The organism is Spongiimicrobium salis, assembly GCF_043678055.1.
GTDB classification, from domain to species: Bacteria; Bacteroidota; Bacteroidia; order Flavobacteriales; family Flavobacteriaceae; genus Spongiimicrobium; species Spongiimicrobium salis.
This window is the reverse complement of sequence record NZ_JBHEQA010000001.1, coordinates 1,786,946-1,811,146: the sequence shown is the minus strand read 5'-3', so window position 1 is coordinate 1,811,146 and position 24,201 is coordinate 1,786,946. Positions and strand designations below refer to the sequence as shown.

At 40.5% G+C, this 24,201-nt stretch carries 17 protein-coding genes and 1 tRNA gene; 12 read left to right on the top strand and 6 right to left on the bottom strand.

Annotated elements, in window-relative coordinates:
• Nucleotides 1–17: 17 nt before the first annotated feature.
• From ACEXOE_RS07965 to ACEXOE_RS07955, 3 genes are all read right to left on the bottom strand, one after another.
• A complete protein-coding gene (locus ACEXOE_RS07965; protein ID WP_394748211.1) occupies nucleotides 18–1,865 on the bottom strand; it encodes a glycoside hydrolase family 13 protein in 1,848 nt (615 codons plus the stop codon).
• A gap of 84 nt (nucleotides 1,866–1,949) precedes the next feature.
• Nucleotides 1,950–2,717, bottom strand: coding sequence for a hypothetical protein (locus ACEXOE_RS07960; protein WP_394748210.1), 768 nt, complete (start codon nucleotides 2,715–2,717; stop codon nucleotides 1,950–1,952).
• Between the two features lie 133 nt (nucleotides 2,718–2,850).
• A complete protein-coding gene (locus ACEXOE_RS07955; RefSeq protein ID WP_394748209.1) occupies nucleotides 2,851–4,650 on the bottom strand; it encodes a helix-turn-helix domain-containing protein in 1,800 nt (599 codons plus the stop codon).
• Between the two features lie 464 nt (nucleotides 4,651–5,114).
• On the opposite strand from ACEXOE_RS07955, the gene ACEXOE_RS07950 reads away from it, so the two are divergent.
• The 7 genes from ACEXOE_RS07950 (at nucleotide 5,115) to ACEXOE_RS07920 (ending at nucleotide 17,290) form a co-directional block, all read left to right on the top strand.
• On the top strand, nucleotides 5,115–8,042 hold the full coding sequence (locus ACEXOE_RS07950; RefSeq protein ID WP_394748208.1) for a SusC/RagA family TonB-linked outer membrane protein: 2,928 nt from the start codon (nucleotides 5,115–5,117) through the stop codon (nucleotides 8,040–8,042).
• A gap of 11 nt (nucleotides 8,043–8,053) precedes the next feature.
• Nucleotides 8,054–9,661 carry a RagB/SusD family nutrient uptake outer membrane protein gene (locus ACEXOE_RS07945; RefSeq protein ID WP_394748207.1) on the top strand — a complete coding sequence of 536 codons (1,608 nt, stop codon included), beginning with the start codon at nucleotides 8,054–8,056 and terminating at the stop codon, nucleotides 9,659–9,661.
• 31 nt (nucleotides 9,662–9,692) lie between these two features.
• Nucleotides 9,693–10,850, top strand: a complete 1,158-nt coding sequence (locus tag ACEXOE_RS07940) for a SusE domain-containing protein (RefSeq protein WP_394748206.1) — start codon at nucleotides 9,693–9,695, stop codon at nucleotides 10,848–10,850.
• Between the two features lie 132 nt (nucleotides 10,851–10,982).
• The gene (locus ACEXOE_RS07935; RefSeq protein WP_394748205.1) at nucleotides 10,983–14,360 is read left to right on the top strand and encodes an alpha-amylase family glycosyl hydrolase; all 3,378 of its coding nucleotides are present in this window, start codon (nucleotides 10,983–10,985) and stop codon (nucleotides 14,358–14,360) included.
• Nucleotides 14,357–15,064 carry a hypothetical protein gene (locus tag ACEXOE_RS07930; RefSeq protein ID WP_394748204.1) on the top strand — a complete coding sequence of 236 codons (708 nt, stop codon included), beginning with the start codon at nucleotides 14,357–14,359 and terminating at the stop codon, nucleotides 15,062–15,064. The genes ACEXOE_RS07935 and ACEXOE_RS07930 overlap by 4 nt, the downstream gene beginning before the upstream one ends.
• A gap of 210 nt (nucleotides 15,065–15,274) precedes the next feature.
• On the top strand, nucleotides 15,275–16,309 hold the full coding sequence (locus ACEXOE_RS07925; RefSeq protein WP_394748203.1) for a LacI family DNA-binding transcriptional regulator: 1,035 nt from the start codon (nucleotides 15,275–15,277) through the stop codon (nucleotides 16,307–16,309).
• Between the two features lie 69 nt (nucleotides 16,310–16,378).
• Nucleotides 16,379–17,290, top strand: coding sequence for a hypothetical protein (locus ACEXOE_RS07920; protein ID WP_394748202.1), 912 nt, complete (start codon nucleotides 16,379–16,381; stop codon nucleotides 17,288–17,290).
• 99 nt (nucleotides 17,291–17,389) lie between these two features.
• Here the strand turns inward: ACEXOE_RS07920 and ACEXOE_RS07915 are convergent, their stop codons facing one another.
• Nucleotides 17,390–17,746 carry a hypothetical protein gene (locus ACEXOE_RS07915; protein WP_394748201.1) on the bottom strand — a complete coding sequence of 119 codons (357 nt, stop codon included), beginning with the start codon at nucleotides 17,744–17,746 and terminating at the stop codon, nucleotides 17,390–17,392.
• Between the two features lie 530 nt (nucleotides 17,747–18,276).
• Between ACEXOE_RS07915 and ACEXOE_RS07910 the strand changes: the two genes are divergently transcribed.
• The 3 genes from ACEXOE_RS07910 to ACEXOE_RS07900 all read left to right on the top strand — a co-directional run bounded on the left by ACEXOE_RS07910 (nucleotide 18,277) and on the right by ACEXOE_RS07900 (nucleotide 21,280).
• Complete coding sequence (locus ACEXOE_RS07910; protein WP_394748200.1) at nucleotides 18,277–19,446, top strand: helix-turn-helix domain-containing protein; 1,170 nt, start codon at nucleotides 18,277–18,279, stop codon at nucleotides 19,444–19,446.
• Between the two features lie 155 nt (nucleotides 19,447–19,601).
• Complete coding sequence (locus tag ACEXOE_RS07905; RefSeq protein ID WP_394748199.1) at nucleotides 19,602–20,246, top strand: hypothetical protein; 645 nt, start codon at nucleotides 19,602–19,604, stop codon at nucleotides 20,244–20,246.
• Nucleotides 20,243–21,280 (top strand): alpha/beta fold hydrolase, encoded by a 1,038-nt coding sequence (locus tag ACEXOE_RS07900; protein ID WP_394748198.1) that lies wholly within the window; start codon nucleotides 20,243–20,245, stop codon nucleotides 21,278–21,280. Before ACEXOE_RS07905 ends, ACEXOE_RS07900 begins: the two co-directional genes overlap by 4 nt.
• 81 nt (nucleotides 21,281–21,361) lie before the next feature.
• Here ACEXOE_RS07900 and ACEXOE_RS07895 read toward each other — a convergent pair.
• Together ACEXOE_RS07895 and ACEXOE_RS07890 are read right to left on the bottom strand one after the other, a co-directional pair.
• Nucleotides 21,362–21,438: transfer RNA gene (locus tag ACEXOE_RS07895), tRNA-Ala, on the bottom strand.
• Nucleotides 21,439–21,507: 69 nt separating this feature from the next.
• Complete coding sequence (locus ACEXOE_RS07890) at nucleotides 21,508–22,299, bottom strand: universal stress protein (protein ID WP_394748197.1); 792 nt, start codon at nucleotides 22,297–22,299, stop codon at nucleotides 21,508–21,510.
• Between the two features lie 50 nt (nucleotides 22,300–22,349).
• Here ACEXOE_RS07890 and ACEXOE_RS07885 point away from each other — a divergent pair, with 50 nt between their 5' ends.
• Complete coding sequence (locus tag ACEXOE_RS07885; RefSeq protein WP_394748196.1) at nucleotides 22,350–22,850, top strand: GNAT family N-acetyltransferase; 501 nt, start codon at nucleotides 22,350–22,352, stop codon at nucleotides 22,848–22,850.
• Nucleotides 22,851–22,862: 12 nt separating this feature from the next.
• Nucleotides 22,863–24,194 carry an MATE family efflux transporter gene (locus ACEXOE_RS07880; RefSeq protein WP_394748195.1) on the top strand — a complete coding sequence of 444 codons (1,332 nt, stop codon included), beginning with the start codon at nucleotides 22,863–22,865 and terminating at the stop codon, nucleotides 24,192–24,194.
• Nucleotides 24,195–24,201: the final 7 nt, after the last annotated feature.

The following is a 24,201-nucleotide window of genomic DNA, read 5'->3' as shown; positions in this document are numbered from 1 at the left end:
TCCAAGGCAACAGATTTTTACTCATCGATTTCAATGATCATTGGAGTCATAGCTTTTAAGGTTATTTTTCCATCGATCTCCAGCCTTTTCCCGGACAAGACTTCCTCTCCAGAAAACCTTTCAGCTATAATTTCATTGAAACGAGTCACATCCAAGGTATAGGGTTTTCTATTTTTATTCAGGATAACCATGACTTTCTTTTCTTCGGTATACCTAAAAAACACATAAACCTCATCCTGATTGCCCGGTGCAAAATGCATTAACTTTCCATGATGGATAGCAGTATTGGATTTCCTCCAATTCAATAGTTTTTTCACAAATTGTTGAGCTTCCCTTTGTTCTGCTCCCAATCCTTTCCCTGTGAATGCATTGCTACGATCTCCTTCCCAACCCCCAGGAAAATCCGAGCGTATAATACCATGATCTTCTGTTCCGGGATTCTTCATGAGCACTTCTGTACCATAATAAAACTGGGGGATGCCTCGAATGGTTGCAAAATAGGCCAAAGCCAATTTATACTTGTCAAAATCCTCTCCAAGCTGAGAGAAAATCCGACTCATATCATGATTGTCCGGGAAAACAACCAAGTCATTGGGATTTGGATAAAGGTAATCCTGTCCCAATTCCTCATAGACGTCGTTCCAGCCACTTCCATTCAAAGATTTCACCAAGGCATTCTGTAAGGGAAAATCCATAAGACTCTTCAAATCGGATGTATAGCCATTGGCATTTTCCTTTCCTTTTTGCCAATAGGATACAATAGTGGGCCGGAGCACCCATTCTTCCCCAACAATATTAAAATTGGGATATTCTGTCATAACTGCCTTGGTCCAGTCTCGCATAAAATACATATCCGGATAGGGATAGGTATCCATTCGGATTCCCGAAATTCCTGCATATTCGATCCACCAAAGACTGTTTTGAATCAGGTATTTTGCCATAGAGGCATTCCGTTGGTTTAAATCGGGCATGGTAGGTACAAACCAGCCATCGAAAAACTGTTTGGTGTCCGTTTGCGAAGCGTATGGATCCAAGACCACGGTTTTTTTATGATTGGTTCCTGTGTATTCGGGCCATTGATTGATCCAATCCTCAGAAGGCAAGTCTTTCATCCACCAATGCTCCAATCCGCAATGATTGGCAATGATATCCATGATTACCTTCATTCCCTTCTTCTTTGCATCCGCACACAATTTTTTAAAGCTTTCATTACTGCCATAGCGCTCATCGACCTTGTAAAAATCGGTAATCGCATAGCCGTGGTAACTGTAATTGGGCATGTTGTTTTCCAACATTGGATTGATCCATATAGCGGTGAAGCCCAAATCTTGAATATAGTCCAAGCTCTTGTCAAGACCTGCAATATCCCCTCCATGACGCCCACCTTTAAAGCTTCTATTCGGTTGTTCCAAAAACCCCTTTCGGGCATCATTATTGGGGTCCCCATTGACAAAACGATCCGGGGTAATCAAATAAATAGCATCCGAATTGTTGAACCCTTCCAGCGTTGCTCTCCCAGCCTCACGCTCTAGTAAAGGGTATTCATACATGATTTCGGACGCCTTTTGTTTCGAAAACTTCAATACTATGTTTCCAGGCTTCGCTTCGGGAGTAATATTTAAGCTAATAAAATAGTAGTTCTTATTGGAAGTGCGTTTAATTTCTTTCAGCATTACACCTTCATATGGCATCAACACAAAATCGTAGCTGGCAATATTGTTCCCATACACCAACAATTCTATTTCATTGTGGGTCATTCCTACCCACCAATTTGGCGGCTCTACTCTTTGAATAGGGTTTTGCGCACTTAAAGAGTGTATCCCGGTTAACACGACATATACAAATACAACAACAAAAATTCTCATAGATACGTAAACGGGTTGGGGTGCGTATTGTCATCGAAATTTTGACAACGCACTATTATTAGATTGGTTTTAGAAAAGAATAGTTTAAGATAGAAGCGTATCTCTGGCTCCCAAAATCATTTTAAGGTCACTGTTTCCGATTAAAAATTTAGCTTTAAAAGGTACCGTAATGGGTAAAACTGGGATTTTATGGTCTTGGTATTGAATAATGCGATGCCACCAATATAAAAACTTTTCATCGGCATACTTTCGAACTTCCTTGCTTTCTTTTTCCGATGGTGTTGGTGCCACTACATGCCATTTTCCTTTAATATGATACGACCTCTTAATGGCTACCGAAACCGCTTCCTGTTGATCTTCAAGATAAGAACCGGCCACAGCACACCATTCCGAAAAGTTGGCCGCTATTTTAAGATCGGGCAACAAGGATAGGTATCGTTCCATCATATGAGCGGCAAAAGAAAAATGACCACGATGCATTTCGTGGGTTATCTGAACCCCATGTTTTCTTTCCAAGGACATGGCTTCATTCAACAACTGCACGTTTTCGCCGAAGCTAAAATAGTCTTTCCCTGTCAGGGCATTAATAAGGAGAGGCTTCAGTTCGGCACTTTGCTCAAATTGTTCTCTAAGACTGTTGAGATGTTCTCCCACATCCTTTCCCGATGTCTGTATTTGTGCAATGCATCCTAGTTCAAATGCCTGTAGTAATTCTTGAAAAGAGGTTCCCTCTATGGTCTTGTCCATATTGATCTGGATACCGTCATACCCCGACTCTTTCACTTTCTGGAATTGGGTTTCCAAAGGCAAATGATCTAGTGCGCTAACGTCTGCAAAAAACTTGATTTCCATAGCTTCTCCAATTTTAAATTCACTGAAGCTAAACTATCGAATCAAGTAAAACCATTCGACCCATTTTATAAACTGACCTATATTTAAGGGGAATTCTATGCTTTTTTAGGGCTAAGGCTTAAGATCGATAATTTTATGTCCCTTGAAAAAATTCGCGGGGCGAAGTGCCTTTTATTTTTTTAAAAGAACGATTGAAAGAAGATTTGGAATTGAATCCAGAGTCCAGGGCAATGGCCAAATAGGTTTTACTTTTATCTTCCTGAGCCTTGACTTTCTCTATAAAATGAGCAATGCGGTAGGAATTGACAAAATCCCTAAAATTTTTATCAAAACCTTCATTGATCACTTTGGATAATTCATGAACATTAGAACCCAAAGTAGTTGCCAATTCGGGTAGGCTCAATGTAGGTTGAAGGAACAGTTTTTCGCCTTGCATCACCTTTTCCAAGGCCGCCTTCAGGTCTTTTAAATCTTCTTTATCCAAACTCGATTTATCAATCACCTCCTCGATCAATTTTTCTATTTTAAATATTTCTGGTTGTCTTATGGCAAAATACCCCAGCAAAAAGACCGTAAAAGAAAAGACCACCCAGACAATATCTACTAGAAAATCGGTAACCATGGTTAAATCATGATCGAGTATCAGACCGATCGCGCCAACCAGATAGGTCCCCAACCATAAGGCTAGACAGATTCCCTTTAAAAAAAGAATTTTATTGAAATACCGAATATAAGGGTCATTGGATTCTATTGCTTCTGCATTTTTTAAATAGCGCCTTACCGTATTCCTTATTTTAAACCAAACCCATACATTAAACAAGAGTGCTACTCCACCTATAACAATATACCACACTGAGGAATACAATGGGGAAAGGTTTCTGCCCACAAAAAGATGCACCGGTTCAAAGAAAAATACACCCATGGCAATCAAATGGATCCCAAAAGGAATAAAGTACATCCAAAAAGGCAGTTTCCGAAGTACTTTGGTTTTTAGCAATCGCTCAATATATACGGCAAAGAGAGGAGCGTACAGAAAATAGACAAAATCGGGCAAAAGGGATATTTTGGGATAAGCATTGTACACATCCCTATCATATATGGCTACACTTGTTAATAATGCAATGGAAATCAACCCTATGAGGAGGCTAAGTACTTTGTTCGCTTTCTTATTTCTATTCTCATAGGTATTAACGATGATCAATATCAAAATTCCCTGAAAAGCGGCCAATAAAAGAATCAATGTATACGGATTGAACAGTCCGGAAGATTGATCTTCCCAGTAGGATACTGTACACACTATCGTATGTTGACCTTCTATTTTTTCCAGTTTTGTAATCCTATCCAAGATGGGCCTGCCATAGGCCTTTCCTTCTACCGTATGCCAATTACCCCTGGTAAACTTGTATTCCAAGGTAGACCAATAGGCAGGGATGTCTACTCCATAAACTCCATCCGCATCCCTATTAAATCGATATCGGGTATCCCCTGGAATCCAACCATTAAAATTCCCCGTAATATATATTGGGGCATCCGGAGGCGTACTTCTAGGCAGGTTTTCAAGAACGATTTTCACTTTGGGTATATCTACCGCCGGACTGTCCAAATCGCTCCAAGCCAATACCGACAGGAACACCGTGTCCTTTTTAGCAGGGACATATGAAAGTCGTCGCGTTATTCTTGGCCACCCTTCAATCTCACTTTCCACAGTTTCCCAACTTCCCCTTGTAATTAAAAAAGAAAGTATCCTATCATTCAGCTGCAATTGCCCCACTTCTGCGTAATATTTACCATTTCTTCCTTTATGAAACTGGTATTTGGCATCGGAAGCATTCCATTTATTAAAGGAACCTGAAAGGAAAAAGTGATTATTTTCCGGGGTGTTTTCAGGAAGTTTTTCCAGAACAAAGGTGGTTTGTGCACCTAGGGATGTCACATAAAAGAAGCATAAAATACCAAGAATAATAGGTAGAATACCTTGACTTTCCTTAGCCAAAAAAGGAGGAAAAACTAAATGAAAAGACAACGTACGAATCAAAGTATTTTTTTCAATAGTGACACAAAAATCTGGCTATTATTTTCGCAAAAAACCGAATCGTTTATCCTTCTAATTTTATCTTAAAAAAAGGAAAAATTAGGGCTTCAATACAGCTAGATCAAATTCTAATGTAAAGTTATTTTTAAAAATTCAATGTTTAAAGCTTAATTGGATAAATAATTCCTCAAATTAACTTCATTTTTTCTGTCAAATTCATTTTTATTGACTTTTTATCAACAGGAAAACGTTTTACTTAATACCCTGTTAAGTACCCCCCTTTGCTTTCCTCTAAATTTCCTTTTACTTGTCCTCCCTGAGAGCATTTCTCGAATAAAAACGTAACCAAAATAATTAGGTATTAGATGAAAAAAATACACAAAATGATCCTCTTGTTAGCACTGTGGATTCCGTTGGGAATTTGTGCTCAAACGGTCAGCGGTGTGGTGACCGACAAAAATCTAGGTGACCCCCTTGCCGGTGTCAACGTGCTTGTTAAGGGAACAACAACAGGAACAACGACAGGATTTGATGGCGATTATGAAATTAATGCTTCCTCTGGGGATGTCTTGATTTTCTCTTATCTGGGGTTTAAAACCGTGGAAGTCGTCGTTAACGGAAGTACGCTTAATGTAGCCATGGAAGAAGATACGGCAGCTCTGGATGAAGTTATTGTTGTAGGCTATGGTACTACCACAGTAAAAAGTTCTACCGGAGCCTTAACAGCTGTCACTACTGAAGATTTTAATAAAGGAAACATTGCAACACCAGAAAATCTATTGAATGGAAGGGTGGCAGGACTTTCCATCAATACCAGTGGTGCCCCGGGATCTGGATCGGAAATACGAATCCGGGGAGGTGCCTCCTTAAACGCCTCTAACTCGCCATTAATTGTTATTGATGGTCTCCCCATTGAAAACAATGCCGTTGGGGGATCTCGTTCCATACTTTCTACTATCAATCCGGCCGATATTGAATCTTTTACTGTTTTAAAAGATGCTGCTTCAACAGCTGTATATGGAAGTAGGGCTTCTAATGGGGTAATCATTATCACCACTAAAAAGGGGGGTAGACAATTGCAGGTCGACTTTAATTCCCAAGTGGGCTACCAGACTTTGGCAGATACCATTGATGTTTTCTCGGGTGACGAATTCAGAGCTTTGATTCAAGAAAGACGCCCACAAGATGTAGGACTCTTGGGAAATGCCAACACCAATTTCCAAGAAGAAATCTATCAGGAGCAATTCATCTCTGACAATAACTTTTCTATCAAAGGCTCTCTTTTTAAAGGAAATTTACCGGCACGATTCTCTGCAAGATATACCAACAGACCAGGCCTTAGAAGAACTTCAGAGTTTGAAAGTACGGCCCTCTCCTTACGATTAAACCCACGCCTGTTCGATGATCATCTGAAAATAAATCTAAACACTAACCTTACTTTTGAAAACAACAGGTTTAGTCCGGGAGTGGAAGGAAGCGCGTTTCGCTTTGATCCCACGCAGCCGGTCTTCCAGGAAGGTTCCAGATTTGGAGGTTTCTTTGAATTTACTGACGCCAACGGACTTCCTACGGCCAATGTAGCACGAAACCCTGTAGCGCAGTTGTTGCAGACCACAAATGTCAGTGATGTTTTCCGTTTATATGGAAATCTGGAATTGGATTACAAATTTCACTTTTATCCAGAACTACGTGCCATCGTAAACTTGGGCTATGACCGAAGTGAAGGAAGCGGATCCTTTTCAAGGCCGGTAGAAAGTGCTTTGGGCGTACAAGAGGTTATTGATGGCGAAACCCAATTGTTGGGGAATTTCAGTGAATTCGACAATGAGCGCGTCAATCAGCAGTTCAATGCACAGTTACGCTGGGATAAAACTTTTGGAGATTTCACCCTTGGGGCCCAAGCCATTTACAACTATCAGAAATTCCAATCCGAAAGCTTTTCTACAGGAGAACAAAATGATCCTACCACTACCGTGGTTCCCGAGCTTAATATAGCACCGGATGTTGTTTTGCTCACCTATATTGGACGTGCAGAAGCCTCTTATAAAGACCGTTATTATCTGTCGGCCTCCATTACAAGGGATGCCACTTCCAGGTTTAGTCCTTCAGAGCGTTTTGGAAACTTCCCAAGTGTCTCTGCCGCTTGGACCTTAAGTGAAGATTTCTTCCCAGAATCTACTGTCGTGGATAACCTAAAGCTGCGCGCCAGCTATGGGGTGACCGGACAGCAAGATATTGGACAATCCCTACTGTTCTTGAGTAGATTTGTACTGGGGGAACCCAATTCCCAATTCCAATTTGGAGGGAATACCGTACCCATTGCACAACCACAATTTAGAAATGAATTGCTGCGTTGGGAAGAGACCACACAAATTAACCTAGGGGTAGATTTTAGCTTCTTTGAAGGTAGATTGAGCGGTTCTTTGGAGGCTTATCGTAATGAATCCGATGATCTATTGTCTTTTGTCCCTATTGCAGGAGGTTCCAATTTCAGCAATGCAGGGTTTCAAAATATAGGAACCTTTAGTACCGAAGGTTTTGAGTTTACCATCAATGCCGATTTGGTGAAAACCGAGGATTTCAATTGGAACGTCAATTTCAATGGTTCTTTTTTTAATCGTGAAATCGATGATTTGGCCTTTGATCAAGATATTCGAGTTGGAGGGATCAGCGGAGGAATCGGAAATACCATTCAAATTCAACGTGAAGGTTTTGCACCCAATTCTTTCTTTGTACAACGCCAACTTTTTGACAATCAGGGAAGACCTATAGAAGGGGCTTTCGCAGATTTGAATGGGGATAACGTCATTAACGATAGTGATCGTTTTATCTCTGGAAATCCTGACCCTGATGCTTTATTAGGGTTCTCCTCCAATATCAATTATAAACGTTGGGATTTGGCTTTTTTCCTAAGGGCAAGTATTGGGAACGATGTGTATAACAATGTTAGTTCTGCCAATGCACAGTTTGATCTTTTGAACAGCAATGGCGCATTAGGAAATATCCCCAGATCCGTATTGGATACCAACTTCAATACGACCTCAGAAGTCATACTCTCCGATATCTATCTAGAAGATGCTTCCTTTCTGCGTTTAGACAATGTTGTCCTTGGCTATACTTTTCCACTAAACAACAGCAAATTTGGCAGTAGTCTTCGGGTATGGGGCGGTGTGCAAAATGTCTTTGTCATCACAGATTATAGTGGACTGGACCCTGAACTTACCGGAGGTATTGACAATACCATTTTTCCACGTGCAAGAACATTTCAAGCCGGTGTGAACTATACATTTTAATATACTATACAATGAAAAAATATTTTAAAACCATATACTTTGCAGTTGCTTTAATAGCATTCAACACTTCTTGTGAAGGTGATCTTGATGTGCTTCCACAAGATTCCGATCTCTTATTGGAAGATGACTTCTTTAGCAATACGGATAGTTATCGTCAATTGTTGGCTGGCGTATACGCCAATCTTTCCCTAAGTGGCCTTAATGGTGGAGGCTCCAGTAATATTAGCGGATTGGATGCAGGAACGGGGCAATACATCAGAGGCCTTTGGAACCTTCAGAACCTTTCTACTGATGAAGCCATTTTTACTTTTGAAAACGACCCTGGTATCCGAGGCTTACAACGTACCTCTTGGGAAGCTTCGAACCCCCTGATTTTGGGCATGTTCGATAGGGCAGTATTCTCCGTAACCCTGGCCAATGAGTTTTTGCGTCAAACCACGGATGACGCCCTAAATTCTAGAGGAGTTAGCGAAGCTTTACGTGCAGACATTGCCATTTTTAGGGCAGAAGCCCGAGCCTTACGGGCATTATCCAACTATCATTTATTGGATATGTTTGGAAGAGCCCCTTTCATTACGGAAAACGATATCATAGGTGACACCAATCCTCCCGAGGAAATTGTGGGTGAAGCACTTTTTAATCTTATTGAATCGGAATTACTGGCTATTGATGATCTTTTGGTTCCGGCAAGGCAGAATGAATACGGACGTATGGACCAAGGTGCGGCAAGAATGATACTGGCCAAACTATACCTCAATGCAGAGGTCTATACGGGTACCGAAAGATATGCAGATTGCTTAACGGTCTGTGACCAAATTATAGCAAGTGGATATAGTTTAACTCCAAATTATTTATTCAATTTCCTAGCGGATAACGACACTAATGGCGCCCAAAACGAAATTATTTTCCCTGTAATAAACGATGGACAAGTAGTTCAAAATTTTGGCGGGACCACGATTTTGATCCAAGGTCAGGTAGGAAGTTTTGAAGACAACGGAGAATCACTAGGTGTCAGTGCAGGAGGCTTTGGAGGGCTGTTCCGCCTTCGCAGGGAATTCTCCGAACGTTTTGAAGATGCTCTCTTTGTGAACGATCAAAGAAACACGATTATCTCCGAAGATCGCCCCATAAGCATTGAAACCTTATCTGATCCCGCTACGGGCTACATCTTGGCTAAATACTCCAACCGTACTTCTACAGGAGCCCCTGGATCCGATCTTACGTTCACCGATACAGATTTCCCCTTATTTAGATTGGCCGATGTATACTTGATGTATGCGGAAGCCCATTTAAGAGGGGGAGGTGGAAATGCCGGAACAGCACTTGGTTTTGTGAACCAATTGCGGGAAAGAGCTTTTGGCGATACTTCGGGAAATATTGCGGCCAATGCATTGACTTTGGATTTTATCATTGACGAACGATCAAGGGAGCTACATTGGGAAGCACATAGAAGACAAGACCTAAGAAGATTTGGCTTGTTTACCGGTAGTGCATTCTTATGGGAATTTAAGGGAGACAATCCGAACGGCGCTCCCGTTCCAGAAAATTTAAACCTTTTCCCGATACCCGATGCCGATTTGGCCACAAATCCCAATTTAACCCAGAACCCTGGATACTAATCAACAAAAATTATACTAAAACATGTCAATAATGAAAAAAATAATAACCTTATCCTTTGCCTTTATGTTCATCTTGGGCTTGGTCATTTCTTGTGATGATGATGAAAGCTTTGAATTTACGCTACAACCGGACGCCGAAGGAATTGTATTTCTGAACGACTTCTCAGCCCAGTATTTGGTGTCTTCTGCAACTGCCGCCAATGTGGCCGAACGTCTTGTATATTCTCCTGTGGATTTTGGTGTTCCCACTGCGGTAAGCTATGAATTGCAAAGCGCTACGGACGAAACTTTTTCCGGAGATTTTAATATTGTAAATACCACTCCTGAAACCAATGTGGCCATTACCGTAAGAAACCTTTTGGATTTGGCAGAAACTTTAGGTCTTGACCAAGATCCTGCCACCACAACAGCAGAAGGGGAACCCAATAATACAGGGACGGTGTTTTTTAGGATCCGGGCGTTCGCCGGGAACAATAATGCTGATACCAATACCGAAAATATCTCTGAGGTGCTTTCTTTTAATATCACTTTGCTAGAAGACACAGGAGATGTTGGTATCGCTGCTGCCATGGCCTCCACTTTCGGAATCATTTATTTTGATGGAGTGGATCGCCCTGATGCTGCCTTATTGACCAATGAAGATGGCATTCACTTTGGATCCGTAAACATTCCTCCTGGAGGGGATGGGAATGTGAATGTCCTAGGAAAGTTTAGGGAAAACATGGATTTTGCCGTTAATTTTGGTACCAGCGATAGCGGTGTTGAAGGGGAATTGATGATGGGCGGTTTTGGAAATGACATCCCATTTGGAGCCCCCGGAATTGCCTTTATCCGTGCCGACTTCAATGCGTTGACCTTTACTATCGATAGAACAGTGGACAGCTGGGGTATGGTAGGAAACACCATTAATGATTTTGGTGCGGCAGGACCTGATATCCGTTTAACGGAAGATCCCGCAAACCCAGGAGTATGGGTTGCCTTTAACGTTACCATAGCTGCTGATGGTGTATTTAAATTCCGTTTGAACGATGACTTTGCACAGAATTTTGGAACACGTGACGGAGGCGCTCCCAATGAGTTGATGATGGGTGGTTTTGGCAATGACATTCCTATTACTGCCGGAACGTTTAACGTTACTTTAGACCTCACGAATCCAGGTAATGAGACCTTTACTTTGGAAGCACAATAAACAAGGGGCAGTACCTTCTCTTGATGATAAGTTTGAGTCCGTTTAATTAGATGAAAAGGCTGTAATGGTAAGTTAAAACAGCCTTTTCTTTTTTGCTTTAGTATCTCTTTTATCCCTTTTCCGATTTTTGCTATGAAATCTATTGCCACCCTTCTTTTTCTATTCTTCCTAACAGCTATAGGCTATGCCCAGGACATTAGCATTTCCCCTACCACTTTCAATGAAGATGAGGAAATAACGATCACCGTTTCCAATTTCGATCCCCAAAGTGCTTTGGGAAGCAATGCTATTTACCTTTGGGCCTGGTATTTTGATAGGGAAGGCAACTTTGGTGCAAATTCCCCACAAACGGGAAACGATTTCAACAACTCTCCGGATACCGCACTTTTTACAGATAATGGTGATGGCACCTATTCGTATACCTTTACTCCTACTACATTCTATAATACTACGGGTATTGGAACCATTGGTTTTTTATTGAAAAATCAGGATGGTTCACAACAGACCGCAGATAATTTAGTAGCGGTTGGACGGTTTCAGGCAATGCTCAGCAATCCCACTCAGGAACAGACCATCCTAGATGCCGGGGAAATACTTATAGTAAGCGCAACGGCATCTGAAACAGCAGACTTTATTTTATCTTCCAATGGAACGATCATTGACCGTCTTAATGCCCAAACAAGCTATACCACAAATGTGACCATTACCGAAAGTGCAGAATTTACCCTTGAAGTTTCCAATGGTACCGATACACAGACATTTCGTTTTAATGTACTGGTACCTCCTACGGTTACCGAAGCTCCACTTCCCGCAGGTCTGAAAGATGGGTTGAACAGAGATCCTCTTGATCCCACCAGAGCAACCTTGGTTTTATTTGCTCCGGAAAAAGAATTTATTCATATTATTGGGGATTTTACCAATTGGGAGATCGATGAGGCTTTCTTAATGAACAAAGACAGCAGTCAAGATCGATTTTGGTTGGAATTGACAGGATTGACCCCTCAATTTGATCATCTCTATCAGTATCTGGTGGAAGGAGTTATCCGTGTTCCCGATCCCTATTCTGAAGTGGTTTTGGATGAATTCAACGATTCTTTTATCAATGAAGGAGGAAATACCGTCTTCCCAGACTTAACGCCTTATCCCGTTGGTCTCACCAATCAATTGGTGACCCTTATGCGTTTGGGAGATTCCGAATTTGTGTGGACCACACCAAATTTTGAACGCCCGGCCATGACCGATCTGGTCATTTACGAATTATTGGTTCGGGATTTTGATGCTTTGCATTCCTTTGATGCGGTAGTTAATCGGCTGGATTATTTAGAAAACCTGGGCGTCAATGCTATTGAGTTAATGCCGGTCTCGGAATTCGATGGTAATCTTAGCTGGGGTTATAATACCGCCTTGCATTCTGCTTTGGACAAATATTACGGAAACCCTGAGGCCTTTAAACGTTTTGTGGATGCTTGTCACGCTCGAGGTATCGCGGTAATACTAGACGTAGTATACAATCATGCCACGGGGCAGCACCCCTATTTTAGAATGTATAATGAATGTGGGGGCGATTTTAATTGTGCCCCTTCCGAAAACAATCCTTTTTTCAATGCGGTAGATCCTAATACGGTATTGCGTTTTTTTAACGATATGGATCACGAATCGGAGGCCACACAGGATTATTTAGATCGTCTAAATCGGTATTGGATCGAAGAATTTCATATTGATGGATATCGCTTTGATTTTACCAAAGGTTTTACCAATACGGTAGGCAATGGCGACCCTTTTGATCAGTCCAGAATCGATATCCTCACCAGGATGTATGACGAAATTAGAGCCTTTGATTCCGATGCTTATGTTATCCTAGAGCACTTTGCACCCAATGAGGAGTTGACCGCTCTAGTGAATCACAGAACAACGAATGACCCAGACGAAGAAGGCATGTTGGTTTGGAGCAATCATAATTTTAATTACAATGAAGCTACCTTGGGCTTCCATGCCAATGGCGGTTCCGATTTCTCCTTTATTTCTTATCTCAACAGAAATTGGGATACCCCTTCCAATGTGAGCTATATGGAGAGCCATGATGAAGAGCGCCTTATGTATAAGAATCTTCAATTTGGAAATGCTGCTGCCAATTACAACGTCCAGGATTTTTCCACAGCGCTGGAGCGGCAACAACAAGCCGGGGCATTTTTCTTTACGGTTCCCGGGCCTAAACTGCTGTGGCAATTTGGGGAATTGGGTTATGAGATTCCTATCAATCGTTGTGAAGATGGGAGCACCCAAGAAGCCTGTAGAACCAACCCCAAACCCATTCCCTTTAGTTTAGGTTATGATACGGATGCCGAACGCTTGGCATTATACGATACTTGGGCCGACCTCATACACTTGAAGCTGGAAGAACCCATTTTCCGGACCAATGACTTTAGTATCGATGCAAGGGCGCCCAGTGGATTAAAAAGAATTCAACTTACGGACAATACTGCCATTGGAGATGCCATTCAATACGTCACCATCATCGGAAACTTCGGGGTGACCCCCCAAAGCATTGACCCCCAATTTCAAACTACCGGTACTTGGTATGATTTGTTACAAGGCAATCGGCCTATGGAGGTCACCAATAGAAATGCCCCGATTCAACTGGCACCTGGGGCATTCATGATCCTTGCCGACCAACCTAGCGAAGCCTTGATCGACCCTTTGGATCTTGATGGGGATGGGGTGCCCAATGTATCCGATATTTGTCCGGATACCCCTTTCGGAGCTACTGTGGATGTAGAGGGCTGTGAAATTTTTACTTTGCCCATTTCAAATTTTGCCATCCGTACTTTAAGCGAAACCTGCAGGTCTAGTGATAATGGGAGTATTGAGATTACCGCTGCAACTCCCTTAAATTATACGGCTATATTGAATGGGGAAGCAGCCACTGCATTCAATTTCACGGAAACCCTTAGCATCCCCGATCTCGTGGCGGGAAGCTATGAATTATGTATTCGGGTAGAAAATCAAACCGATTACGAACAATGCTTTTCTCTTGTGATTTCGCAACCAGAGTTACTTTCTGTTAGCACTTCCAAAGACACACAGGCCAAAACGGTAACACTTCGTTTAGAAGGGGGTCGTAACTATCTCGTAAGATTAAATGACAATCTCATTCGTACAAGCGCTTCCACGATAACCTTGGATCTCAAGCAAAAAGAAAACGTGTTAGAGGTGCGTACCGATCTGGATTGTCAAGGCGTTTATTCCGAGACTTTATTTGTTCTGGATGAACCTATTATTTATCCAAATCCCGTAGGCAACGAACCGCTCATTGTACAATTGGATGTCCTTCAGAGCCCTAAAGTAAGGGTGGTTTTACATGATATTTCTGGACGTGTTGTCCGGGAGCAAGTGTACGAAGCACTTAATAATGCCTTAAAAATCGATATGCGGGAACAACCCAGCGGACAGTACATTTTACGCATTGTAGCCGATAAAAAAACAATGAATTACAGTATTCTTAAAAGATGAAAAATTCCATTTTAATTTGTGTTTTGGTCCTTTTAGTTTTTATAGGATTATCTTGTTCGGGAGATTCCGAAGAAACTCCTTCCTTACCACCAACCACACCTACAATCCCAGCCGCAGCAAGCTTGGTTTTTCCTGAAAATAATACGGAATGCAATGAAGGTATTATTCGGTCAGCTACAGAGAGTACCGTTAATTTTAGATGGGAAGCCGCAGAAAATGCAGATAGCTATCAAGTAAATTTACGAGATTTACGTACGGAGGAAGTACGCCTATTGAATAGCACTACTACCAATTTGGATATTACGATTCTAAGAGGAAATCCCTATGCTTGGTCTGTAATTTCGCGCTCCAATTCCAATTCGGCAACCACAGAAAGTGAGGTCTTTCAATTTTACAATGCTGGCGAACCTTTAGCCAATTTCACGCCATTTCCTGCAGAGGCGATTCATCCGCGAATAGGAAGTTCACTTCCTCAAGGTTCCATAGGTTTGGAATGGAACGCATCGGATATTGACAATGATATCAGTTCTTATCGGGTATTTTTATCCACCGAAAATCCACCAACTACACAGATTGCAGAAACCACAGCCTCAACGACATCCATCACCATCAATACCCCAGGGGTGTATTTTTGGACTATTACTACAATGGATAGTCAAGGAAACGCCTCCCAATCCCAAAGCTTTCAATTTCGCATAAATTGAAAATTCGTACCCTTGATGCCCAACATATATTTTGAGGTAGGAAAGGTACCGTATAAGTGTAGCACCCTTTAATATGGTATTCCCATGTGCTTCCTTTCATTCTCTTTAATATAATTACCTTTGTATTGGGTGATGTATCTCCCCGAAAAATGGTTTTTATCCTGCTATAGCAGCAGCATGATATTAGCACCCTTATAAAATTTGGCCATCATGAAAATGACGTTAAAAAAAATAGCACGTGAGCTGGATGTGTCTATTTCAACAGTATCAAAGGCACTTAACGATGATCGAAGTATCAGCATTGAGACCAGAAATAGAATCAAAGCCTTTGCTAAATTTTATAACTATACCCCCAATAGTATTGCCCAGAGTCTTAAAAGCAGAAGCACCAAAACCATTGGCGTTATTATTCCCGAAATTATCCATGATTTTTTTGCCAAAGTCATCGACGGTATTGAAAAAGCGGCCTTAGATCGTGGATATAGTGTCATCATTGGGATGTCCAATGAATCCTATGAAAAAGAAGTGATGAGCATAGAGATGTTGGTCAAAGGTAAAATAGATGGTATTCTGCTCTCCGTTTCAAAGGGTACGCTCTTGAAAAAGGACTACGAACATCTGAAGAACATCCAAAATATGGATCTCCCCCTGATCTTATTTGATCGGGTAATTGAAGATATCAGTTGCGACAAGGTCATCATTGATGATTTTGAAGGGGCCAAAAATGGGGTAAATCAGCTTATCGCCTCGGGCTGTAAAAAGATTTTGTTATTGACCACACAAGATTATCTTGAGGTGGGAAAATTACGTACCCAAGGATATATTGAAGCTCATAAGGAAAATAACTTGCCTGTACATGAAGCCCTTATCCTAAAAAACAAGGATATCATGTACAATGAAATTGAAAGTAGTAAACTCACCAAAAAAATACATGCCATTTTTGATGCACATCCGGATATTGATGGGATTTTTGCGGTAAACGAAGTGTATGCACTCAATGCTACCAAAATAGCTATGGAACGAGGCCTTAAAATTCCAGAAGAAATTAGTGTGGTCAGTTTTTCAGGAGGCATTCTTTCTCGATACTCCAGACCAGCCATGTCATCCGTAATGCAAGACGGAAAGACCATGGGTGAATTCGCCGCCAACCTTTTGATCGATAAGCTGGAAAAAAAGGAAGAGAAAGACTATTATGTAACCAAGGTTATCCCAACCACTTTTACAAAAAGAGATTCTACCAAATAAAATCTTTTCCCCTAAAAGATACCTTATCTTTGCGCATAAAAAAGTTGAATTAATTATTTAGAATCCGCTATGACAATACCTTCAAAAATCATTGGTTTATTACTATTGGTTTTCTTTGCATTCTCTGCCTGTAAAGAAGAGAAAGCCACTCCTTCAAAAGATGCAAAAGAAATGACTATGGCAGCTGATTTGGCAAAAGTTCCAGATTCCTGGATCGATAAAAGAGTGGCAAAAGCGAAAACCCGCTTAGGACAAAGCGAGGCTGGAAAAATTGTTTGGAACGCCATGGAAGCCCATGGTGGCCTAGGGCAATGGTATAAAAACGGCCCTGTATCCTTCCAATTTTATTACAAACCTTTAGACGGAGGTACACCGCGCAACACCCATCAAATTGTAGAAACCTGGAGCAGTAGGGCACGGCATAAAAAAGTCAACGATTCCATTTCCCAATATGGTTGGGATGGAAAAAATGCTTGGGTACAGGCCAAAGACAGCACGGTCTTTCCGTATAATACTCGTTTTTGGTCCCTAACGCCTTATTTCTTTATGGCACAGCCTTTTGTACTTGATGGACAAGGCACCAATTTGGAGCTACTTCCCCAGGAAAATTATAAAGACACTACCTATGATGTAATCCGCGTAACTTTTGATGCAGGTACGGGAGACGCTCCGGATGACTATTATGTGCTGTATTTTAATGCAGAGAATCATCAATTAGGCGTTATTCGTTACGTAGTATCTTATCCCAAATACTTCAAAAAAGGGGAGCATACTCCTGAGAAATTCATGGAGCTGTACGGACAACAAACCGTTAATGGTATTGTTCTTCCAGAACGTTATCAAACCCATTGGTTGGTCTCCAACAATCAACCAGGGGAATATATTACCGATATTAGACTCTCCAATGTATCTTTCGTTCCCGAATTAGAGGATCATTATTTTACAGTACCAGAAGGGGCTGAAGTCCTGGAAGGATTATAGACGGCAACAAATATAAATCACTAAAAAGGCAGTACCGATCAGAGTACTGCCTTTTTATATTCTCCCAATAGCATGGAAGAAATAGGTTATGTGTCGCTACTACGAACTGGCCAATTCAGGTTTGTGCATACTTACAACAAGTAATACGGCAATCCCATTGATCCAATAGTAATAGGCATCTAAACCTGTAAAGGAAAACACAAAAGGAACTAAAATAAAGACGATAGCCACTGCAAAGTCAACTATCAAATGAAATTTATAGGGAACTACACGGAAGGCTCCCAACTGATGATCCGTTAATAAGGTTAGGACAAAAGCTGCCACACCTACAATAACTGAAATTTGAAGGGCAAGCGGATTAGAATTCCCCAAGCTTAGTAAAAACGGAAGTCCAATTAATGCAAGGGCTACCGGATAGTCTAGAAATGCGTGTATTTTTTTTGTGATAAATCGCATAATGTTTTATTTAAGGTTAATACTGTTAGTTTTACTCGATAATCGAGATTTGAATGCTCCGACGCCAGCGCCGAAATAAAAAGTTGAATTTCTGTTTAATACCTCCAGGACCTGCCCCGAGGTAATTTATTTCAAAGGTGCGTTTATTTACAAAGGAGCAAAATGTCCGTTTTTCCCTAAAAGATGTCGATTTTTCCTTTTTTGTGAATAGTACTTTCTTTTTGACATAAATTAGGAGAAGTTATTTCGAAATCATCCCGTTTACCACAAAATAAGCTCTATGTAGATTATGGGTCAAAAAATCAATAACACATTCATATATTACCTTAGCACAGGAGGAACGGTTCTTAAGTCTGAATATTTATTTTAACGCTGACCATAGCTTTTCAGTTTCAATTTTAGATAAAATCCAAGACCGTTGTTGAATAACTATCTACTTCGGTCATCATAATCATTTTTATAATTTATCAAAATTTTAAAACATACTTTGAATTATTCGGTTTATGTTTATTCCATAAAAACCAAGCTTTTTGAACCCAATCAATCTTTTTTTACTTATAGCTGCTTCTCAGGGTTTTGTACTAGCTTTTATCATTCTTTTCTCTCCTTTTTTTAAAACAAAGGCCAATAATTACTTAGGGTACGCCATAGGCATACTATCGCTATTAATGTTTAATATCTTTCTGAGCAATATCAGATTTTTTAGTACCTATTATAAGTTGAGTTTTATGAATACCATTGAATGGGTCTTTCTTTTCTCAGCCTTTTTCTTCACCTACATTTTAAAAGTTGTTGATCACGGTCTATTAAAAAGCAAAAAGTATATCTGGATATATTTCCCTATTGTAGTCTCTATAATTATTCACACAATTGCGCATTTAGAATACAATTTTTCTCTTATTAAGATTGAGTTTGACGGTAAAGTTGAGTTATACGATCTAATTTTTGGGCTAGAGGAAATAGGCAGTTACATTTTTACAATAACGCTATTGGTATGGTCGTATATTCTCATTAAAAAATCGACAAAAAAAACCGGCATAAGTCTAACATGGGTTAAAAAGTTATGGTTATTTATTTGTGTTTTAACCAGTACTTGGGTCCTTTTATTTCTAGTTGATCTGTTTCTCGTTGATCGCTACCCTCAATTGGATCATTACTTTCTCTATGATCTTTACCTATTGGCCATTGAACTCTCTCTATTTGTATATTGGGTAGCTTACACAGGGCTTTACAAATTAAAAATTGTCAGTGAACGTAAAGAGATTTTAGATATCCTACGTAGAATGTCCAATGAAAGTTTGAAGGGGGATGCTTCCAAAGAAAGCAAAAAAACAGTTGGAGCGTCAAATGACTTCGTAGAAAACAATATTTATTTTGTACAGTTAGAACGGTTGCTTAAGGAACAATTTATCTACCGCGACCCTGATTTAAGTAGAGAGGTAGTGGCCGAAAAACTTGGTATTAGCACGGGTTACCTATCACAGATCGTGAATAAGGTAACGCAAAAAAAATTCACTTCCTATGTCAACTCGTTTAGAGTAGAAGAAGCGAAACGATTAATGCTGGATGCGCAATTTGATAAATACAGTTTGTTATCCATTGGATTGGAATCAGGCTTTAAATCTAAAACTACCTTTTACAAATCCTTCAAAAAAGAAACTGGTTTCACCCCAAACGAGTTTAAAAAACAGCATAAATAAGTTCCGTTTTATTAATTCTTAACAAAACAGAACACCTGCCTGCACCACTCCGCATAGATTTGGAGCTATCAATTTATACATACCACCAACTTGTATTTACATATACCAACATACAGATAGCAATTTTCCTTTTATTCTAAATGCCTAGATTTCATATGAAAATAAGATTCTTAGTTCTTTGTATTGTAGCCCTTAGTTGCAGCCCGACATATGCGCAGGAGGTGAACAAAAAAGAAACCACCTCTACTGTACTCTCCTCATCTTTCTTAGATCGTACTGAATTTAAGGTGGGCCTGACAGGTACTATTTTCTGGAGAAATGGTGTATCGGTAGGGATTGAATATTTATGGAAAGAATATAAAAAAAACAAATTTAAGAGAGGTAGTGCACGTACAAACACGCATCAGTTTTTATGGAATGGCAATCTAGGTTTCACTACGAATTTAGCTAGCAAAACAGAAACGGGTGCATTTATGAACTATGGGATAACGTGGAGACGAACAAACAAAAAAGGGAAACAATTTAGTATTGAACTGAATCCTTTGGGATATTACCGTTCTTTTCTTCCTGAGACCTATGAAGTACGGGGGGATCAGGTGGACAAGGTATTTTTACCTGGTCGCGGATACTATTCTCCCTCCCTATCCGTGGGTTTGGGGAAACAACGAAAAGGAAAGGTACATTCCGGCAGTTATTTTAATGTGGTTTTTAGTCCGCGATTCAATTACAATGCAGGCACTTTGCCCACATTTTCTTTGCAATACGGATGGCGTTTTAACTTTAAAAAGAAGAAAAAATGAAACACTTTACATTCCGATCTTTGGTCCTTGTAATCATTTCTCTCGCAATTTTTGCATGTGCAAAAGAAGGTAGTTTAAACAATATAGATGACACCATTTTTGTACGTCATAAAAATGCCGATATGCCTGCATATATTATTGGCAATGGGGACGAAAAAGTGTTTTTAATCACTCTTCATGGCGGACCCGGAGATTTAGGGTTGGGCTTTAGAGGTACTGCATTTTCAGAAATAGAAGATCATTATGCTGTAGTATATTTTGATCAGCGAGGATCGGGGATGTCCCAAGGGAGTTACTCTGAGGCAGAATTAACCTTGGATATTATGGCCGAAGATGTGCTCGCATTGGTCAAGGTGCTTCGACGCAAATACGGCACGGACTCCCGTTTCTTTCTATTGGGGCATAGTTGGGGAGGAACCTTGGGTACGGCGGCCCTACTCAAAGATCAAAGTGATTTTAAAGGCTGGATAGAAGTAGATGGTGCGAATAACCCCGCAGGACTATACGATCAATATATAACGACATTTACAACAACGGCAAATACACAAATCGCCTTAGGCAATAGTGTTACTTTTTGGGAATCTATTTTGGAGTTTGTTGCTCAGGTAGATCCAGTTTCGAATAAGAATGATATGCTGGAACTCAATAACAAAGCTTTTGATTTAGAGGCAAAATTAGAGGAAGATGGTTTCTTAAACAGTCCAGAAGAAGGAGATAATATTATATCCCATTATAATCTTCTCACTGCAATATGGAATAGCGGCCAAATAGCCCATATACTAGTAGATGAACAATGTCTATTTGAAACGACCGACTTTACGAATAGACTTCATGAAATAGAGATACCTTCATTATTCATATCGGGACAATTTGATATGATCGTACCTATAGTTTCCGCCCAGATAGCCTTTGAAAATATAGGGTCTACAAAGAAAGAATTATTCATTTTTGAAAGGTCTGGACATGCTCCTTTGGCCAGTGAACCCAAGCGGTTTGCCACAGAAGTACTGCGGTTTATAGCTGCCAATAAATGATGCTCAAGATACACGGGGTTTTTTTAAAAATACTCCATTAAAAAAGCCTTAGAGCGTTTTTCGCTTCCAAGGCTTGTTTATTGGTGGAGAATACCGGAGTCGAACCGGTGACCTCTTGCCTGCCAGGCAAGCGCTCTAGCCAGCTGAGCTAATCCCCCTTTTTTCAGAACGTCAAAGGAACTACTTTTTACGAACCTATCAAAATTCAGGACGGAAAAAAATCAATTCTATTTTGTACAAAGTACCAAAACAGGGATAGGGGCATAGAATTCCGATTTCGGAATGGTGTTTTTCTCCCATAAGATTTTAAAAAAGCCTCTTTTTCTACGAAACACACATAGTAAATCCGGTTTTTGGGATTGAAAATGTTCCAAAACACCTAAATAGGTGGTTGCATTTTCCGTTAAGGTCATTTGAGAACTAATATCCATTAGCGCCGTATCTACTTTTAAATCATCGTCGGAATAGCCCGGTGTTTTAACGAGCAGTAAACTGACATTGGAACGAAATTTATTTTTCATCTGAATCAAGGAACTAATAATTCGTTTTCTTTTTAATGTCCCTGATTTAAAGGCGGTCAAAATAGAGGTAAACGGTTTAAAACTAACCTCCTTAGGTACAATGAGTACAGGAATGTTGGTTCTTTTAACAATTTTTCCCGAGGTCTTTCCTAAATACAATTCTTCCTTTATGGCATTGCTCCGAGGGGCTATAATAATCAAATCAATCCCTAAACTTGCATCAATTTCCTTTAAGCCATCGGTTAATTCCCCATTATAGGTCGCTACTTTAATATCAATATTCTTGGAATCTACTTTATCAATAACCTCCTTTAATCGATCTTTGCTACTCTGCGCCAATTTATCGGTCACATTGGCCAAATTACCCGCACCGGTTTTCACATTGAACACATCCATTACAAAAATCTTTGCTTTAAATTCCGTTGCAAAATCCACCGCATACTGTAATGTATGGTGCGAAGTTGGAGAAGTACCGATAGGAACCAATATATTTTTCATAAGGTTTGTTATTTATAGCATAAATTTACAACAAAATTGAAAATCGAAACATGATTCGACGTGCAAAGATATCGGAAATAACCGATATACTCACCATTACAAAAGCTTGTTCGGCCCATATGATCAAAAAAGGAATCTATCAATGGAACGAGCATTACCCCGATGCCCAAACCTTTGAAAAAGATCTGCAACGCAAAGAACTTTACGTTTTGGAAAGGGAAGGAATTATTGTGGGAACTATTGTCCTCTCTACCTTTATGGATGAGGAATATAAAGCAGTGAACTGGAATACCCCTACGGGAAAAAACTTATATATTCATCGTCTTTCCGTAATTCCTGAGCTCCAGGGAAAAGGATATGCGCAAAAACTCATGGATTTTGGAGAGCAGTATGCCCGAGAACAGCAGTTTGTATCGGTGCGTTTGGATACCTTTAGTCAAAATCCCAGAAATCAAAAATTTTACGAGACAAGGGGATATTCCAAGCTGGGAAGCATTGCCTTTCCCCTACAAAGTGAGCATCCCTTTTATTGTTATGAACTGATTCTTTAAGTATTTTTTTCCTTGGCCACAGCAATCAACTTAAAAAGCATTAATAATCTGGCCATTCCGGCAACAATAGCGGGGATAGCAGAGCCATTATTATCCATAACCGATACGGCCATTGTGGGGAATATTCCCGAATACGGGCTGGAATCATTGGCTGCAGCAGGCATTGTAGGCTCCTTTTTATCAATGCTGATCTGGATCTTGGGGCAAACACGAAGCGCTATCTCTGCCTTGATCTCGCAATATTTGGGAGCAGGAAAACTAGAGGAAATCAAAGCTTTGCCGGCCCAAGCCATCTTTTTCAATATTCTCCTGAGTGTGATTATTCTATTATCCACAATTTTTATTGCTGAAGACATCTTCCGGTTGTTGGAAGCCAGTGGAAAAATATTGGAATTCTGTATTTCATATTACGGTATTCGGGTCTGGGGCTTTCCATTAACCCTGTTTACCTTTGCCGTCTTTGGCATTTTCCGAGGGCTGCAAAACACCGTTTGGCCTATGTGGATCGCCATTATCGGGGCGGTGTTGAATGTTGTTCTGGATCTTATTTTGGTGTATGGCATAAAAGGTATAATTTCCCCAATGCATTTAGAAGGAGCGGCATGGGCTAGCCTTATCTCTCAAGGAATTATGGCCTTGTTATCCTTTATTCTGTTGCTTCGGAAAACGGATATTACGCTGCATTTAAAATTTCCGGTACATCATGAATTAGGGCGATTGGCAATTATGAGCCTCAATTTATTTGGTCGGGCCCTGGCCTTAAATACGGCCCTACTCCTAGCCGTCAGGGAAGCAACTGCCTTGGGAGATCGCTTTATTGGGGCACACACCATTGCTGTCAATATTTGGCTTTTCGCAGCATTTTTTATAGATGGGTATGGCGCCGCAGGGAATATCATGGGAGGGAAATTACTGGGAGCCAAAGATTATAAAGGCTTATGGCAATTGGCTAAAAAAATAACACAGTACGGTATGGTGGTCAGTGCCATTTTGATACTCCTTGGCTTCGTTTTCTATGCTCCCATAGGACGTTTATTCTCTTCCGATCAGATTGTTTTGGATACTTTTTACTCCATCTTCTTTATTCTTATCCTGTCCATGCCCATCAATACGGTGGCCTTTGTGCTCGATGGTCTGTTCAAAGGTTTGGGAGAGATGAAGTACTTGAGAAATGTGCTTCTTTCGGCCACCTTTCTAGGTTTTGTCCCTACCATTGTTCTCAGTCGCTTTTTCAATCTTGGATTTTATGGTATTTGGATAGCCTTTGTCGTCTGGATGCTCATTCGTGGAGGGGCTTTGGTATGGAAGTTTCGAAAGAAATTCAGGCCTTTACTGTCACCTTGACGATGTC